We start from the raw sequence: 16344 nt of genomic DNA on the forward strand, positions 1-16344 counted from the left end.
GGACTCAGTCCTCGGGCCACTCCACGCAGGCCTGCACCTCGGAGTGCTTGCGGAGCCACGCGGCGATGAACGGGCAGCGGGGGACGACCGTGCCACCCGCCTCCGTCACGGCGGCAACCGCTGCGCGGGCGAGGGCGCTGCCGAGGCCGTGGCCCTCCCAGGCGTCCTCGACGACGGTGTGGGTGAAGACGACGCGGTCGCCGCGGAGGGAGTACGCGGCGTAGCCCGCCGTCTCGCCTCCGACCGAGATCTCGAAGCGCGATCGCTCGGGGACGTCGCGGACTGCGGGGGAGTCGGAGTCGCTCATGCTCCGATTCTGCCCCTCACGCTCCGATCCGGGCCCTCACGCTCCGATCCGGGCCCCTCGCGGCGCCGAGGTGCTGGTGCGGATCACGAGCGACGCCGGGATCGTGGTGTGGCGGGCCGGGGGAGGGGACTCTCCTCGGCCCAGCGCGGCCAGGGCCTCGAGGATCAGCTCGACGGCCAGCTCGCCCTGCTGCCGCGGGTCCTGGCGGATCGAGGTCAACCCGAAGAGGTCGGCGAGCGGATGGTCGTCGATGCCGATGATCGAGACGTCCTCCGGGATCGACAGCCCGAGCTCCCGCGCGGCCAGCACGATGCCGATGGCGATCTCGTCGGAGGCGGCGAAGATCGCGGTGGGGCGTGTGCGCGGGTCGCCCAGCACCTGGCGCCCGGCGCGGTGGCCGCCGGGGATGTCGAAGGTGGTGGGGGCGAAGGTGCTCTCGTCGAACTCGAGCGACGCCGCCTCGAGGGCCTGGCGGAAGCCCACGAGGCGCTTGGTGTGCACGCGGAAGTCCATCTCCTCCTCCGCCAGGCCGCCGATGTGCACGATGCGCTCGTGCCCGAGCGAGAGCAGGTGCTCGGTCGCGAGCCGCGCGGCCGCGACGTCGTCGATGCTGAAGGTGGGGATGCCGGGGAGCTCGCCGCCGATGCCGACCACGGGCTTCCCGAGCGCGAGGAGCGCCTCCGTCTCGCCGGGCGAGATCTCGAGGGTCACGGCGACGATCGCGTCGACGCGCTTGCGCACGAGGTAGTACTCGAAGACGCTGCGCCGGGCGTCGCGGTGCTTGTCGATGTTGTAGAGCAGCAGGTCGTAGCCGGCCGCGAGGAGGGCGTGCTCGATGCCGTCGATGATGCCGCCGAAGAACCACTGGTTGATCACCGGGATGATCACCGCGACGTTGTTGCTGCGCCCGGTGACCAGGCTCGAGGCGTTCGCCGAGACCACGTAGCCCAGGCTCGCGGCGGCCTTCTCGACGCGCTGCTTCGTCCCCGCCGAGACGTAGCCGCGACCGCTCAGGGCACGCGAGACCGTCGCCTTCGAGACCCCGGCGAGCTCGGCGACCTCTTCGATGCCCGTCACGGCGTACCTCCCGTCCCGTCCGGCGTCGATGCTGGAAACGGTTCCAGGAAGTTATACCCCTTCCGCGGGGTCGTCACCATTCCGCGCCAGCGCCGTACGCCGTCGTTCCGCGGCGCGATCCGCGGTTCGACGCAGAATCGTTATCTGAGAGAGCGCTCTATCGTGGGCGTTGTGGTTTCATCGAAGTTGTGGAAAGGTTTCCCTCCGTGGGAGCCCTGCCCACGTGAAACCGGTGATCCGCACGGAGGACCTCCCTGCGGCACTCGAGTCTGACGGGCCTCGCCCTCGGCTGAACCACCACTCAATGAGGAGGAACCATGCGGTCATCCCTGCACCGCCGTATCACCCTTCCGGTCGCCGTTCTCGCGGCCGCCGGAATCGCGCTCGCCGGCTGTTCCGGCGCCAGCGACCCCAACGACCCGAACGCCGGTGGCGGCACCGGCAACTCCGTCGGCACGGCCGACGGCGTCGTCAACGTCTACGGCACCATCAACGGTGACGAGGCCACCCTCCTCGAGCAGTCCTGGGCGGACTGGGAGGAGGAGTCGGGCATCGACATCAAGTACACCGGCGACAAGGAGTTCGAGAAGCAGATCGGCATCAAGGTCCAGGGTGGCGACACCCCCGACCTCGCGATCTTCCCCCAGCCGGGACTGCTCGCCGACACCGTCGCCTCCGGCAAGGTCCAGGAGCTGCCCGAGGGCGCCCTGACCGAGGTGCAGAACAACTGGTCCGAGGACTGGCAGAAGTACGGCCAGGTCGACGGCACCCAGTACGGCGCGCCGCTCATGGCGAGCGTCAAGGGCTACATCTGGTACTCGCCGGCCAAGTTCGCCGAGTGGGGCGTCTCCGTTCCCACCACGTGGGACGAGATGGAGGCGCTCGGCAAGACGATCGCCGAGAAGACCGGCGGACCGTCCTGGTGCGCGGGCTTCAACTCCGGTGAGGCGTCGGGCTGGCCCGGCACCGACTGGATCGAGGACGCCGTCCTCCGCGAGGCCGGCCCCGACGTGTACGACTCCTGGGTCGCGGGCGACACCCCGTTCACCGACCCCGAGATCAAGGCGGCGTTCGACTCGGTCGGCTCGATCCTGCTCGATCCGACGCTCGTCAACGCGGGCTACGGCGACGTCTCGTCGATCAACTCGACCGCGTTCGGCGACGTCGCGCAGAACATCGCCAACGGCACCTGCGCGCTGACCCACCAGGCCTCCTTCTTCGAGGGCTTCCTGATCTCGGCCGGCGCCGACGTGTCCGAGGACGGCGACGTCTGGGCCTTCCTCACCCCGCCGACCTCGGCCGACGACCCGCAGGCCGTCACCGGTGGTGGCGAGATGGTCGCCGCGTTCTCGAACGACGAGGACACCGCGAAGGTCCAGGAGTACCTGGCCAGCGCCGACTGGGCCAACAGCCGCGTCGCGCTCGGCGGAGTCATCTCGGCCAACAAGGGACTCGACGCCGAGAACGCGGGCAGCGAGATCCTGAAGGACTCGATCGCCATCCTGCAGAGCGAGGACACCACGTTCCGCTTCGACGGCTCGGACCTCATGCCGAAGTCCGTGGGTGCCGACAGCTTCTGGAAGGGCATGGTCGACTGGATCGACGGCTCGAGCACCGATCAGGTCCTCGAGGAGATCCAGGCCGGATACACCTCCTAGCGGCAACGACGACGAGGGCCGCCGCTCCCTGGGCGGCGGCCCTCGTCGTCGCTAGGCTTCACCTGAGTTCAGAGTCGCACTCGAAAGGGCGTCCATGTCCGCATTCTTCCAGTGGCTGGCGAGCATCCCCCCGCTCGCGCAGATCCCGATCATCCTCCTCGCGTTCGCGGCAGTCGTCGCGATCATCCTGTTCTTCGTCGAGATCGCGCCCCGGCGCGGCACCGGCTACACGGTCCTGCGTCTCGCGGTCACCGTGCTCCTGCCGGTCGTGCTGCTCCTCGCGTTCGGCCTCTACAACTCGGTCATGTGGGTCGCGGTCGTCGCCGCGGTGCTGGGCGGGATCCTGTTCCTGCTCGACTTCCGGTCCCGCAAAGGCGCGGGCTACGGGCTCCAGCTGGTCGCGTTCATGGCTCCGGCCGCGTTCTTCATCCTGATCGGCCTGATCTACCCGACGATCACGACGGCGCTGAACGCGTTCATGAAGAACGACGGATCCGGCTTCGCCGGGCTCGACAACTTCATCTGGGTCTTCACCAGCCCCGACGGCGTGACGGCGTTCTTGAACACCGTGGTCTGGGTGCTCCTCGCCCCGATCACCGCGACGGCCATCGGCCTCGCCTACGCCGTGTTCATCGACAAGAGCCGCGGCGAGAAGTTCTTCAAGCTGCTGGTCTTCATGCCGATGGCGATCTCGTTCGTCGGCGCCTCGATCATCTTCAAGTTCTTCTACGACGTGCGCCAGGGCGAGCAGATCGGTGTGCTCAACGGCATCCTGACCGCGTTCGGCGCCACTCCGGTCGACTGGCTGGGCCTGGAGCCGTGGAACACGCTCTTCCTGGTCGTCGTGCTCATCTGGACGCAGGCCGGCTTCGCGATGACGGTGCTCTCCGCCGCCATCAAGGGCGTGCCGTCCGAGCAGCTCGAAGCGGCGTCGCTCGATGGCACCAATGCCTGGCAGTCGTTCTGGAACGTCACGGTGCCGGGCATCCGCTCCTCGATCGTCGTGGTCCTGACGACCATCTCGATCGCGTCCCTCAAGGTCTTCGACATCGTCTCGGCGATGACCGGCGGCCGCTCCGACACGACGGTCCTGGCCTTCGAGATGGTGCGCCAGTTCCAGCTCGGAGCCCGCAGCGGCTACAGCGCGGCCCTCGCGGTCATCCTGTTCCTGCTCGTGCTGCCGATCGTCGTCTACAACGCCCGCCAGCTCGCCAAGCAGAGGGAGATCCGATGAGCGTCACGCCCACTCCGATCCAGGTCCCGGTCGACCGCACCACCGAACGGCGCCTCGCCCGCGGGGAGTCGAAGATCGAGACGGCCAGCGGCAAGGTCCGCAAGGCGACCACCTCGCGCGGAGCGACCCTCGCGGCCGCGATCATCGCGGCGATCTGGACGATCCCGACCCTGGGGCTGTTCATCTCGTCGTTCCGCCCCGCGAACGACATCAAGACGACCGGCTGGTGGACGATCTTCGCCAACCCCGGCTTCACGCTCGACAACTACGCGAACGCCATCAACTCGGGCGACAGCCTGACGCTGGGCAAGGCGTTCGTGAACTCGCTCGTCATCACGCTGCCCGCGGCGCTGATCCCGATCACGATCGCGAGCCTCGCGGCCTACGCGTTCGCCTGGATCGACTTCAAGGGCCGCAACACGCTCTTCGTGCTCGTGTTCTCGCTCCAGATCGTGCCGATCCAGATGGCGCTCGTGCCGCTGCTGCAGCTGTTCTCGGACGGACTGCGCATCGGCAACCTCTACATCCTCCCCGGGCTCGGGGTGAACGGGTTGGACGGCTCGTACGCGAAGGTGTGGATCGCGCACACGATCTTCGCGTTGCCGCTCGCGATCTTCATGCTGCACAACTTCATCTCGGAGATCCCCGGCGAGGTCATCGAGGCGGCGCGCGTGGACGGAGCCGGCCACGGCCAGATCTTCTTCCGCATCGTCCTGCCGCTCTCGGTGCCGGCGATCGCCTCCTTCGGCATCTTCCAGTTCCTGTGGGTGTGGAACGACCTGCTGGTCGCGACCGTCTTCACCTCCGGGCAGGGGCTGCCGATCACGAAGGCGCTGCAGGACCTCTCGGGCTCCTACGGGCAGTCGTGGGAGCTGCTCACGGCGGGCGCGTTCATCTCGATCATCGTGCCGCTGATCGTGTTCTTCGCCCTCCAGCGGTTCTTCGTCCGCGGCCTGCTCGCCGGCGCGACGAAGGGCTGATCCCCTCACCCTCGAACGGCCCGGGACTCCTGCTCAGCAGGGGCCCCGGGCCGTTCGGCGTTCCGCGCAGTTCAGGCGCAGCCGCAAGCACGGATCCGCCCTGGGCGGAAGCGGGAGAAGGTGTCGGCGGCCGGGGTTATGGTCGAGCGATGAGCAGGATGGGCGACGTGGCGGCGAGCGGCGGCATGCGCCCGGGAGCGGTGCGCGGGAGGATCTCGAGCAGCGATCCCGACAGCCAGCGGCGGCAGAACGAGGAGGCCCCGCGGGTCGAGCACCTGCTGCGGCGCATCGCGGATCTGTTCCGCGCGCACCGCGCCAAGCTGACGCTCACGGTCGTGCTCGTCCTCGTCGGCGCCGCCCTCACGGTCGTGCCGCCGCTGCTCACCCAGCTCGCCTTCGATCGCGGCCTGTTCCCGCCCGACGGCACTCCGGACCTCCCGGTCCTGCTCGAGCTCGTCGGCATCATGGTGCTGGTCTGGGTGCTGTCGGCGGTCCTCGGCGTCTGGCAGACGCTGCTGACCGCCACGGTGGGCAACTCCGTGATGGGCGAGCTGCGCATCCGCCTCTTCCGCCACCTGCAGGCGATGGAGCTCGGCTTCTTCACACGCACGCGCACCGGAGTGATCCAGTCGCGTCTCGCGAACGACGTCGGCGGGGTCGCCTCCGTGCTGACCAACACGGTGTCGAGCGTGCTCGGCAACACGGTCACCGTGATCGCGGCCGTCGTGGCGATGCTGCTGCTGTCGTGGCAGATGACGATCGTCGCGCTCGTGCTCATGCCCGTCCTCGTCGTCGCTCAGCGCCGCGTCGGCCAGGTGCGCGCGCGCATCGCGACGAAGACGCAGGAATCGCTGTCCGAGATGACCGCGATCACCCAGGAGACGCTGAGCGTCTCCGGCATCCTGCTGGCGAAGAGCTTCGGGCGGCAGGAGTCGGAGGTGTCGCGCTACGCCGACGAGAACGGCCGGCAGATCGATCTGCAGGTGCGCCAGCAGATGTCCGGCCAGTGGTTCTTCGCGACGGTGCAGATCTTCCTCTCGGTGATCCCCGTGGTCGTCTACCTCGCCGCCGCGTGGCTGATCCTCGGCGGCACCACGGTCACCGCGGGCACGGTCGTCGCGTTCACGACCGTGCAGGCCCGGCTCATGTGGCCGCTCCTGGGACTCATGCGGGTCGCCCTCGACCTGCAGACGGCCGGTGCGCTCTTCGCCCGCATCTTCGAGTACCTCGACCTGCGGCCCGCGATCACCGACCGCGCGGACGCCCGCGTCGTCGATGGGGAGCTCGGTCGCGTCGAGCTCGACGACGTCGTGTTCCGCTACCCCGATCAGAGCGAGGAGGTGCGGCCGACCCTCGACCACGTCTCCGTCTCGATCGCCCCGGGCCAGTTCGTCGCGTTCGTCGGCCCCTCCGGAGCGGGCAAGACGACGATCTCGTACCTCGTGCCCCGCCTGTACGACGTGACCGGCGGCGCGGTGCGCTTCGCCGGCACCGACGTGCGCGAGCTGCGCCAGGAGTCGCTCGTCTCGCACATCGGCATCGTCAGCCAGGAGACGTACCTCTTCCACGCGACGATCGGCGACAATCTGCGCTACGCCCGCCCCGACGCGACGCAGGAGGAGCTCGAGTCGGCTGCTCGCGCCGCCAACATCCACGACACGATCGTCTCGTTCCCCGGCGGCTACGACACCCTCGTGGGCGAGCGCGGCTACCGCCTCTCGGGCGGCGAGAAGCAGCGGCTCGCCATCGCGCGCGTCCTGCTGAAGGACCCGGCCGTCCTCATCCTCGACGAGGCGACGAGCGCCCTCGACACCGTCTCGGAGCGGATCGTGCAGGCCGCCCTCGACGACGCGTCGCGCGGCCGGACGACCATCGCGATCGCCCACCGCCTCTCGACGGTCGTCTCGGCCGACGTCATCCACGTGGTCGCCGCGGGCCGCATCGTCGAGTCGGGGACGCACCGGGAGCTGCTCGCGCTCGACGGGCTCTACGCCTCCCTCTACGCCCAGCAGGCCGAGTCGTCGGTCACCGCCTGAGGCCGGGAGCCGGCGTCAGGCGGCCGGGCGGGCCTCGAGCATCTGCTCCATCAGCGAGATCTCGGCCTCCTGCGCCTTCACGACGGAGGTGGCGAAGTCGGTCGCGACGCGGTCGCGGCTGCGCGCGAGCAGCGCCTCGGCCATGTCGATCGCTCCGCGGTGGTGCGCAATCATCAGCTCGAGGAACATGCGGTCGAGGTCGGGGCCGGACGACGCGGTGAGCGCGCGGATCTGATCGGGGGTCGCGAGGCCGGGCATGCTCGAGGGCACGACGCCCTCCTCGGTGCCCATGCCCATCGACGAGTGCTCGTCGGCGGCACCCTCGAGGGTCGGCCGGCCCATCCAGGTCATCGACGGCTCGGGGGAGGCCTGGGGCAGGTCCCACGAGACGAGCCAGCCGAAGAGCTGGCCGGCCTGCTGCTGCTGCGTGAGCAGGATGTCGGTCGAGATCGTCAGGACCTCGCCGTCGGTGCTGCGCTCGTGCGCGATCAGCGCCAGTTCGGCGCCCTGGAGGTGGTGCACCTGCATGTCGCGGGCGAATCCGGCCTCGGCGCTCGTCGAGGACGGGGTCGCCGTCGGCGCGAACGGTGCGAGCGCGCCGACGACGTAGCCGCCGGCGACGCCCAGGAGGAGGGCGACGACGGCGACCGCGGCGACGAGGACGCGGCCTCGGGTGCTGCCCGCCGCCATCACTGCTTGCCGGGGGCGTCGATGCCCCCGGTGCAGGGCGCTCCGGGCTCGGGGGCGGTCGACGCCTGCCAGAAGCGCTCGACGAAGGCGTCGATGCGCGGGTCCTCGGGCGAGTCGATCGCGACCTGGGCGTCCCAGGCGCTGAGCACGATCGGCGACTCGAGGCCCTCGTACGGCGAGACGACGGTGTAGGTGTCGGGCAGCGCCGCGATCAGCGAGTCGACCTCGCTCTGGGGGAGGGAGGGGTCGTAGGTCGCCCACACGGCGCCGTGCTCGAGGTCGTGCACCGCGTTCTCGTTCGGGACGGGCTGGTCGTAGACGCCGCAGTTCATCCAGACGGCGTTGTGCGGGCCTCCCGCCGGGGGAGTCTGCGGGTACTCGACGGCGCCGGTGACGTGGTCGGCGTCGTTCTCGAAGGTCTGCAGGCCGTCGATGTTGCGCGCCTCGACGATCTGCTGGTTGCCGATCACGGTGACGGCCACGATGCCGCCGATGGCGAGGATCGCGAGGGCCGAGAGCGAGACGATCCAGATGCGGCCGCTCTTCTTCTTGCGGGCCTGCTCGCGCTTGTAGGCCTCGACCTTCTCCTGGCGGGCGCGGTTCTTGGCGGACATCGTGTCTTTGGGCACGGCGGCGTTCTCTCGTTCCATCGGGGGGCGGTCGCGCCGTCGCGCGGCGCAGGCGCCCTGAGAGGCGCTCTCAGAGGATAACGAGAGAGGCTCCGGATCGGATCAACGCGATCGCCACCGGGTTCGGCCGGGAGGGTCAGCCCGCGAAGGTGAGCCAGAGCAGCAGTGCGTTGAGCACGATGAGGAACACCGCTGCGAGCACCGCCCCGAGCGTCGTGAACCAGCGGTTGGCCTGATCGCCCATCAGGCGGCGGTCGCGGGTGAGGATCACCAGCGGCACCAGGGCGAACGGGATGCCGAACGACAGCACCACCTGGCTGAGCACGAGCGCGCGGGTCGGGTCGAAGCCCACGGCGAGCACGACGAGCGCCGGGATCAGCGTCACGAGCCGCCGGGTGACGAGCGGCACCCGCACGTGCAGCAGTCCGTGCATGATCTCGGCTCCGGCGTAGGCGCCGACCGACGTCGAGGCGAGCCCGGAGGCGAGGAGGCCGACCGCGAACAGGGTCGCGATGACGGGGCCCAGCGCCGATCCGATGGCCGCGTGCGCGCCCTCGAGGCTGTCGGTGCCGGCGACGCCCGCGAGCGAGTGGGCGGCGAGGAGGAGGATCGCGAGGTTCACGGTGCCGGCGATCGCGAGCGCGACGGTGACGTCGATCCGGGTGGCGGTGAGGATCCTCCGGCGGGCGCCGACACCGTCGACCCGGCCGAAGCGATCGCGGGCGAGGGCCGAGTGGGCGTAGATGGCGTGCGGCATGACGGTCGCGCCGAGGATCGACGCGGCGAGCAGCACCGACTCCGAGCCCTCGAAGCGCGGCACGAGCCCCACGACGGCCGAGCCGGCGTCGGGCGGATCGACGACGACCCCGATCGTGAAGCCGACGGCGATGACGACCATGAGCGCCGTGATGACGCGCTCGAACGGCCGCGCGCCTCCGCGGGTCTGGATGAGCAGGAGCGCGAGCGACACCGCGCCGGTCACCAGGCCGCCGGCGAGCAGCGGCAGCCCGAACAGCAGGTTCAGCGCGATCGCGCCGCCGATCACCTCGGCCAGGTCGGTCGCCATCGCGACGACCTCGGCCTGCACCCAGTAGGCCCGGCGGCCCCAGCGGCCGCGGAGCCGGTCGCCGAGCAGCTCGGGGAGGCTGCGGCCGGTCATCAGGCCGAGCTTGGCCGAGAGGTACTGGATCAGCCACGCCATCAGGTTGCCCAGGACCACCACCCAGACGAGCAGATAGCCGAAGCGGGCGCCGGCCGTCATGTTGCTGGCGACGTTGCCGGGATCGAGGTAGGCGACTCCGGCGACCATGGCGGGTCCGAGCAGGCGCAGGAGCCGGCCGTCGGTGCCGTGCCGCGGAACGGCGGCGATCGGAGTGGTCATGCTGGTCCGTTCCGCGCGTCTCGGGGGGCGTCTCGAGCGGGCGTCGAGACGGCCGCGGACCCCCACGATAGGGCAGCACGAGCACCCGCGTCACGGGGCTCGCGCGGGTTCCCGGCGGCGGTTCAGGGGCTCCCGTCACATGCCGAACAGCGGTTGCTACGCTTTTCCCATGACCCTCGATCGAGCCCTGCCAGCACGCCCGGAGACCGGGATGGCCTACGCCGACTCGGTGCTGGACCTCATCGGGGACACCCCCCTCGTGAAGCTCGGACCGGTCGCGTCCGGAGTGCGGGCCACCGTGCTCGTGAAGGTGGAGTACCTCAACCCCGGCGGGTCCTCGAAGGACCGCATCGCCACCCGCATCATCGACGCGGCCGAGCGCGACGGCCTGCTGAAGCCCGGCGGCACGATCGTCGAGCCCACGAGCGGCAACACCGGTGTCGGCCTGGCGCTCGTCGCCCAGCAGCGCGGGTACCGCTGCGTCTTCGTGCTGCCCGACAAGGTCGGGGAGGACAAGCGCAACGTGCTCACGGCCTACGGGGCCGAGATCGTCGTCACTCCGACGGCCGTCGAGCCGGACGACCCCGACTCCTACTACTCCGTCTCGGACCGCCTCGCCCGCGAGATCCCCGGCGCCTTCAAGCCCAACCAGTACGCGAACCTCAACGGGCCGCTCAGCCACTACGAGACCACCGGCCCCGAGATCTGGCGCGACACCGCCGGTCGCATCACCCACTTCGTCGCCGGAGTGGGCACGGGCGGCACCATCAGCGGCACCGGCCGGTACCTCAAGGAGGTGTCGGACGGCCGCGTGCAGATCATCGGCGCCGACCCCGAGGGCTCGGTCTATTCGGGCGGCGGCGGGCGTCCCTACCTCACCGAGGGCGTCGGCGAGGACTTCTGGCCCAGTGCTTACGACCCGAGCGTGGTCGACGGCATCATCGCCTCCAGCGACGCCGAGTCGTTCGCGATGACCCGCCGGCTCGCCCGCGAGGAGGGGCTGCTCGTGGGCGGCTCGAGCGGACTGGCCGTGTCGGTCGCGCTCAAGGCGGCCGCCGACCTCGGCCCCGACGACGTGGTCGTCGTGCTGCTGCCCGACGGCGGCCGCGGCTACCTCGGCAAGATCTTCAACGACCGGTGGATGCGCTCCTACGGGTTCCTCGAGCACCGCGAGGAGAGCACCGTCCGCGACGTCCTGCGCGCCCGCGCCGCGAATCCGCAGACCGGCGAGCTGCCCGACCTCGTGCACGCGCATCCGAGCGACACCGTGCGCGATGCGATCGAGATCATGACGACGTACGGCGTCTCGCAGCTGCCGGTGCTCTCGGCCGAGCCGCCCGTCGTGATGGGCGAGGTCGTCGGAGCGGTCGACGAGCGCGAGCTGCTCGACCGCGTCTTCAGCGGCGCCGCCTCGATGACCGACCCGCTCGGCCCCTCCGCCGGCGACCCGCTGACCCTGATCGGCCTCGGCGAGAGCGTCTCGGCCGCCCGGGCCGCGCTCACCGATCGCAGCGCCCTCCTCGTCACCGACGAGGGCAAGCCCGTCGCGGTCATCACGCGGCAGGACCTCCTGTCGTTCGCCAGCGCGTGACCGGCGCACCCCCCTCCCCGACTCCTCTCGACCCGGAAAGCACGCTCATGCCCAAGAAGCAGCACTTCGACACCCGCGCCATCCACGCCGGACAGGAGTTCGACCCCACCACCGGCGCCGTCGTGCCGCCCGTCTACATGACGTCGACCTTCGTCCAGGACGGCATCGGAGGGTTCCGCGGCGGCTACGAGTACGCCCGCTCGGCGAACCCGACGCGCGACTCCCTGCAGGAGCTCATCGCCTCGATCGAGGGCGCCGACGTCGCCTACTCCTTCGCGTCGGGCCTCGCGGCCGAGGACACCCTGATCCGCGCCGCGCTCGCCCCGGGCGACCACATCGTACTCGGCAACGACGCGTACGGCGGGAGCCACCGGCTGATCGACCGCGTGCACGCCGGGTGGGGCATCCGCAACACCGCCGTCGACATGTCGAACCTGCGCGAGGTGCAGCGCGCGATCGTCCCCGGCGAGACGAAGATGCTGTGGGTCGAGACCCCGTCGAACCCGCTGATGACCATCAGCGACATCGCGGAGCTGGCCGACCTGGCCCACGCGCACGACCTGATCGTCGTCGTCGACAACACCTTCGCCTCCTCCGCTCTGCAGCAGCCGCTGGCGCTGGGCGCCGACGTGGTCGTGCACTCGACCACGAAGTACCTCGGCGGCCACTCGGACGTCGTGGGCGGCGCGCTCGCCCTGCGCTCCGGGCCGCTCGCCGAGAAGATCGGGTTCCTGCAGTTCGCGGTCGGAGCGATCTCGAGCCCGATGGACGCGTGGCTGACCGTGCGCGGCATCAAGACGCTCGCGATCCGGATGGAGCGGCACTCGGCCAACGCGCAGAAGGTCGCGGAGTTCCTCGCGGAGCACCCGGCGGTCACGGCCGTGCACTACCCGGGGCTGCCGACGCACCCGGGCCACGAGCTGGCGAAGCGCCAGATGTCGGGGTTCGGCGGCATGCTCTCGGTCGAGCTCGCGACGCCCCGCGCCGCGCGGAAGTTCGCCGAGTCGACCGAGCTGTTCCAGCTCGCCGAGTCGCTGGGAGGCGTGGAGTCGCTGATCGGCTACCCGAGCGAGATGACGCACGCGTCGGTCAAGGGCACGCCGCTCGAGGTGTCGGAGTCGCTGGTGCGGCTCTCGGTGGGCATCGAGGACGCCGACGACCTGATCGCGGACCTGTCGGCGGCGCTGCCCAAGCGCTGACCCCGGGGGCCCGGCCTGTGGCCCGAAGGCGCGGGGGAGTGGCAGGAAGTAGTGCGACGTCGATATCCGGCCACTGCGAGGATCGGCGCATGACCTCCTCTCCGCGCCGCTTCGTCGACCTCAGCCACACCGTCTCGGACGGCCTCGTCACCTACCCGGGGCTGCCCGTGCCGCGCATCCGGCCGCACCTGACCCGCGAGGCCTCGCGCGCCTCCTACGCCCCGGGCACGGAGTTCGCGCTGGACGTCATCGAGATGATCGGCAACACCGGCACCTACCTCGACAGCCCCTTCCACCGCTACGACGGGGGCACGGACCTCGCGGGCCTCGACCTCGCCACCCTCGTCGACCTCCCGGCGCTCGTGGTGACCGCGCGCGGCGATCGGGCCGTCGGGCCGGAGGCGTTCGCCGGACTCGACGTGCGCGGTGCGGCCGTGCTGCTCTCGACCGGCTGGGACGCGCACTTCGCCACCGCGGAGTACGCGCGCGACGCTCCGTTCCTCACCGAGGACGGTGCGCGGGCGATCGTGGACGGCGGCGCGGTGCTCGTCGGCATCGACTCGCTGAACATCGACGACACCCAGGGCGCGGGGACGCGCCCGGCCCACTCCCTCCTCCTGGGGGCCGGCGTGCACGTCGTCGAGCACCTCACGGGCCTCGGCGAGCTGCCCGCCTCCGGAGCGCGCTTCACCGCGGTGCCGCCGAAGGTGAGCGGATTCGGCACCTTCCCGGTGCGCGCGTTCGCCGTGGTCGACGGGGCCTGAGCGCCCCGGGGCCTGCCGACGGCTCCCGTTATCCTGGAGCGATGCATCCCGCCCTCGCCGCGCTCGGCCGCCGAGTACGACCTCGCACCCGGCTCGCCGCGCTGGGTCGGAGGGTGCGCCCGAGGACCCGCCTCCTGGCGCTCTCCCGCCGGGTCCGGGCCGTGCCGCGCGGGCTCCGCGAGCGCCGAGCGGCGGTCGTCGCCGCGCGTCCGATCGACCACCCCGCCTCGCTCGCGTTCCGGGTCGAGCTGCTGGCGCTGGACCTCGCGAACCGCTTCTCGCGGCGATCCGTCGTCGATCCCGACGGCGAGGTCGTGGTCACCATGACCACGCACGGTGAGCGCATCCGACGCGTGCACGTGGCCCTCGAGTCCATCGCCCGCGGCGACGCCCGACCCGCTCGGCTGGTGCTGTGGCTCGACGACCCGGCGCTCGCCGCCGACCTGCCGCCGGCGCTCCAGCGGCTGCGCCGTCGGGGCCTCGAGGTGCGGCTGGTGGACGGCTACCGAGTGCACACCAAGTACTACCCGCACCTGCTCTCGGGCCGTGCGGGCGAGCGCGACCTGGTCACCTCGGACGACGACATCGTCTACCCGCGCACGTGGCTGCGGGGCCTGCTCGACGCCCGCTCCCGCTACCCGCGCGAGACGGTGCTCTGCTACCGCGCGCACCGCGTCGGCCTCGTCGACGGAGCGGTCGCCCCGTACACGAGCTGGCGCCCGGTCGACGACACCCGCGCGTCCTTCGACGTGTTCGGCACCTCCGTCTCGGGGCAGCTGTTCCCCCGCGCGCTGATGGAGGAGGTCGCGCGGCACGGCGACGCGTTCCGCGAGATCGCTCCCGACGCCGACGACATCTGGCTGCACGTGCGCGCCGTCGACGCCGGCTACCGCATCGCCCAGATCGAGCCCCGTGCTCAGCTGTTCCCCTTCGTCCCGCGCACCCAGCAGACCGGCCTCTACCTCGTGAACTACTGGGACGGCGGCAACGACCGTCAGGCCCGTGCGAGCTACACGGAGGCGGTCACCGCCCGGATCCGCGAGGACGCGACTCCCGATCGGCAGGTGCCCCCCGCATGACCACCGAGACTCCGCCGCTGCGGCTCCTCTTCCTCAGCAACCTCTACCCGCCGCAGGTGCTCGGCGGCTACGAGATGACCTGTGCGCGGGTCGCCGAGGCGATGGCGGCGCGCGGCCACACGGTGCGGGTCCTGACCACGCCCACCTACCTCCCGCCCGAGCCCTCCGGTGTCGAGGTGCACCGCACGCTGAGCCTGCGCACGTACTTCCCGCTGCCGCGCACGGGCGGCGAGATCGCCCAGCTGATGCACCACGAGAGCGCCGTGTCGCGCTTCGAGAACACGCGGATCCTGCTCGAGGAGCTGCGCGACTTCGCTCCGACGCACGTCGTCGCCTTCAACCTGAACGGGCTGGGCGGCCTCGCGCTGATCGATCTGCTGCGCGCGGTCGACGCGAGCTGGATGTGGAACCTGGGCGACCGGGTGCCGAACCAGCTCGTCGACGGACTGCCCGAGCGGGTGCTCGCCGTCTACGGAGCGGACGATCCGCTGCACTTCGCGCGCGGCGAGATCGTGGCGGTCAGCTCGGCCCTGGTCGAGGCGATCGAGGCCGGCGGGCGGCCGCTCGGCGACGTGGAGGTGATCGGCCGCGGAGTGAGTGTGCCGCCGGACACCGGCGCCGAGCGCACCTACCGCGACGGCGGGATCACGCGCTTCACCTTCGCCGCGTCGCTCGGCGAGCACAAGGGCGTCGACCTGGTGCTCGAGGCGGCCGCGGCGCTGGCCGCTGAGACGCGCGACTTCCGGGTCGACCTGTACGGCGACGGCGACGTCGAGGGCTACCGCGCCCGGGCCGCCGAGGCGGGACTCGACGGCGTCGTCGAGTTCCACGGCGCCCGCCCGCGCGAGGAGGTGCTCGCCGCGCACGGGCGGGCCGACGCGTTCCTGTTCCCGACCTGGTCGGGCGAGGCGTTCGGCGTCGCTCCCGTCGAGGCGGCGGCCGCGGGCTGCGTGCCGATCGTCACCGGGACGAGCGGAGTGGCCGAGTTCCTGATCGACGGAGTGGACTGCCTCAAGATCACCCGCTCGGCCGACTCCCTGCTCGCCGCGATGCGCGACGTGGTCACGGGAGCGGTCGATCTGGAGGCCCTCGGCCGGCGCGGGCGGGCGACGGCGCGCGGTCCGCTCTCGTTCGAGCGGTCGGTCGAGCTGATCGAGCGCTCGCTCGTGCGCCGCACCAGGCCGGGCGACCTCGCGGAGCGCACCGCCGACACCGGCCTCGAGGCCGCCATCATGGACAAGGACCGCCGGGCGATGGATCTGCTCCACCGCCGGCTCTCCGGACGGGACGACGACGATGACCAGTGACGACCAGTACCGGGAGGCCCCCGGCTCCGTGCCGACGAAGCTCGGCCGGGGCGGACTCGCCCTGCGCGAGGCCGTGCACCGCCTCGTGGCGCCGTACTTCGAGCAGGCGCGCCTGCGCACCGAGGAGGTCCGCGCCGAGACGGCCGCGCTGCGGGACGAGCTTGTGGCGGTCCGGAGCGAGCTCGGCGGGCTCCGCGACGAGCTCGCGGCGCTGCGGGCCTCCTCCGACGATCTCGGCAGTGCTCTCGCCGAGGCGCGGAGCTCGGCGGACGAGGCGGCCGAGGAGCAGGCTCGACGCCACGATGCGAGCGAGCGTGGCGCGGCCGAGATCGAGGAGCGGCTCCGCGGTGCGGAGCTCGAGCTGCGCGCGGTGACCCGCCGTCTGGCCGACGCGGTCGACGCGGGGCTCTGA

At 71.3% G+C, this 16344-nt stretch carries 15 protein-coding genes; 10 read left to right on the forward strand and 5 right to left on the reverse strand.

Translation table 11 applies throughout. The features are described from left to right. Nucleotides 1-4: 4 nt before the first annotated feature. Nucleotides 5-307 (reverse strand): GNAT family N-acetyltransferase, encoded by a 303-nt coding sequence (locus tag LRG51_RS15845; protein WP_230673580.1) that lies wholly within the window; start codon nucleotides 305-307, stop codon nucleotides 5-7. Nucleotides 308-343: 36 nt separating this feature from the next. After that, nucleotides 344-1384 carry a LacI family DNA-binding transcriptional regulator gene (locus LRG51_RS15850; RefSeq protein ID WP_230673582.1) on the reverse strand — a complete coding sequence of 347 codons (1041 nt, stop codon included), beginning with the start codon at nucleotides 1382-1384 and terminating at the stop codon, nucleotides 344-346. A gap of 317 nt (nucleotides 1385-1701) precedes the next feature. On the opposite strand from LRG51_RS15850, the gene LRG51_RS15855 reads away from it, so the two are divergent. The 4 genes from LRG51_RS15855 (at nucleotide 1702) to LRG51_RS15870 (ending at nucleotide 7292) form a co-directional block, all read left to right on the forward strand. Further along, nucleotides 1702-3042 (forward strand): ABC transporter substrate-binding protein, encoded by a 1341-nt coding sequence (locus LRG51_RS15855; RefSeq protein WP_230673584.1) that lies wholly within the window; start codon nucleotides 1702-1704, stop codon nucleotides 3040-3042. A 94-nt stretch (nucleotides 3043-3136) separates the two neighbouring features. Continuing rightward, nucleotides 3137-4276, forward strand: a complete 1140-nt coding sequence (locus tag LRG51_RS15860; protein WP_055791034.1) for a carbohydrate ABC transporter permease — start codon at nucleotides 3137-3139, stop codon at nucleotides 4274-4276. Then, nucleotides 4273-5256 carry a carbohydrate ABC transporter permease gene (locus LRG51_RS15865; protein WP_055791037.1) on the forward strand — a complete coding sequence of 328 codons (984 nt, stop codon included), beginning with the start codon at nucleotides 4273-4275 and terminating at the stop codon, nucleotides 5254-5256. Before LRG51_RS15860 ends, LRG51_RS15865 begins: the two co-directional genes overlap by 4 nt. 158 nt (nucleotides 5257-5414) lie before the next feature. Continuing rightward, the gene (locus LRG51_RS15870; RefSeq protein ID WP_230674082.1) at nucleotides 5415-7292 is read left to right on the forward strand and encodes an ABC transporter ATP-binding protein; all 1878 of its coding nucleotides are present in this window, start codon (nucleotides 5415-5417) and stop codon (nucleotides 7290-7292) included. 15 nt (nucleotides 7293-7307) lie between these two features. Here the strand turns inward: LRG51_RS15870 and LRG51_RS15875 are convergent, their stop codons facing one another. The 3 genes from LRG51_RS15875 to LRG51_RS15885 form a co-directional block, all read right to left on the reverse strand. Then, complete coding sequence (locus tag LRG51_RS15875) at nucleotides 7308-7982, reverse strand: DUF305 domain-containing protein (RefSeq protein ID WP_230673586.1); 675 nt, start codon at nucleotides 7980-7982, stop codon at nucleotides 7308-7310. After that, entirely contained in the window at nucleotides 7982-8611 is a 630-nt protein-coding gene (locus LRG51_RS15880; protein ID WP_230673588.1) for a DUF3105 domain-containing protein, read from the reverse strand. The genes LRG51_RS15875 and LRG51_RS15880 overlap by 1 nt, the downstream gene beginning before the upstream one ends. Before the next feature lie 136 nt (nucleotides 8612-8747). After that, complete coding sequence (locus LRG51_RS15885; RefSeq protein ID WP_230673590.1) at nucleotides 8748-9992, reverse strand: Nramp family divalent metal transporter; 1245 nt, start codon at nucleotides 9990-9992, stop codon at nucleotides 8748-8750. Nucleotides 9993-10203: 211 nt separating this feature from the next. Between LRG51_RS15885 and LRG51_RS15890 the strand changes: the two genes are divergently transcribed. The 6 genes from LRG51_RS15890 to LRG51_RS15915 all read left to right on the forward strand — a co-directional run bounded on the left by LRG51_RS15890 (nucleotide 10204) and on the right by LRG51_RS15915 (nucleotide 16344). Then, nucleotides 10204-11583 carry a cystathionine beta-synthase gene (locus LRG51_RS15890; protein ID WP_055791051.1) on the forward strand — a complete coding sequence of 460 codons (1380 nt, stop codon included), beginning with the start codon at nucleotides 10204-10206 and terminating at the stop codon, nucleotides 11581-11583. Between the two features lie 47 nt (nucleotides 11584-11630). After that, a complete protein-coding gene (locus tag LRG51_RS15895; RefSeq protein ID WP_107573299.1) occupies nucleotides 11631-12782 on the forward strand; it encodes a cystathionine gamma-synthase in 1152 nt (383 codons plus the stop codon). An 89-nt stretch (nucleotides 12783-12871) separates the two neighbouring features. Next, nucleotides 12872-13546 carry a cyclase family protein gene (locus LRG51_RS15900; RefSeq protein WP_230673592.1) on the forward strand — a complete coding sequence of 225 codons (675 nt, stop codon included), beginning with the start codon at nucleotides 12872-12874 and terminating at the stop codon, nucleotides 13544-13546. A 41-nt stretch (nucleotides 13547-13587) separates the two neighbouring features. Then, entirely contained in the window at nucleotides 13588-14625 is a 1038-nt protein-coding gene (locus tag LRG51_RS15905) for a hypothetical protein (RefSeq protein WP_230673594.1), read from the forward strand. Further along, complete coding sequence (locus LRG51_RS15910; RefSeq protein ID WP_230673596.1) at nucleotides 14622-15932, forward strand: glycosyltransferase family 4 protein; 1311 nt, start codon at nucleotides 14622-14624, stop codon at nucleotides 15930-15932. Before LRG51_RS15905 ends, LRG51_RS15910 begins: the two co-directional genes overlap by 4 nt. Next, nucleotides 15922-16344, forward strand: coding sequence for a hypothetical protein (locus LRG51_RS15915; protein WP_230673598.1), 423 nt, complete (start codon nucleotides 15922-15924; stop codon nucleotides 16342-16344). Before LRG51_RS15910 ends, LRG51_RS15915 begins: the two co-directional genes overlap by 11 nt.

Origin of the sequence: Rathayibacter sp. Leaf248, assembly GCF_920939495.1 — a bacterium.
Lineage (GTDB): Bacteria > Actinomycetota > Actinomycetes > Actinomycetales > Microbacteriaceae > Rathayibacter > Rathayibacter caricis.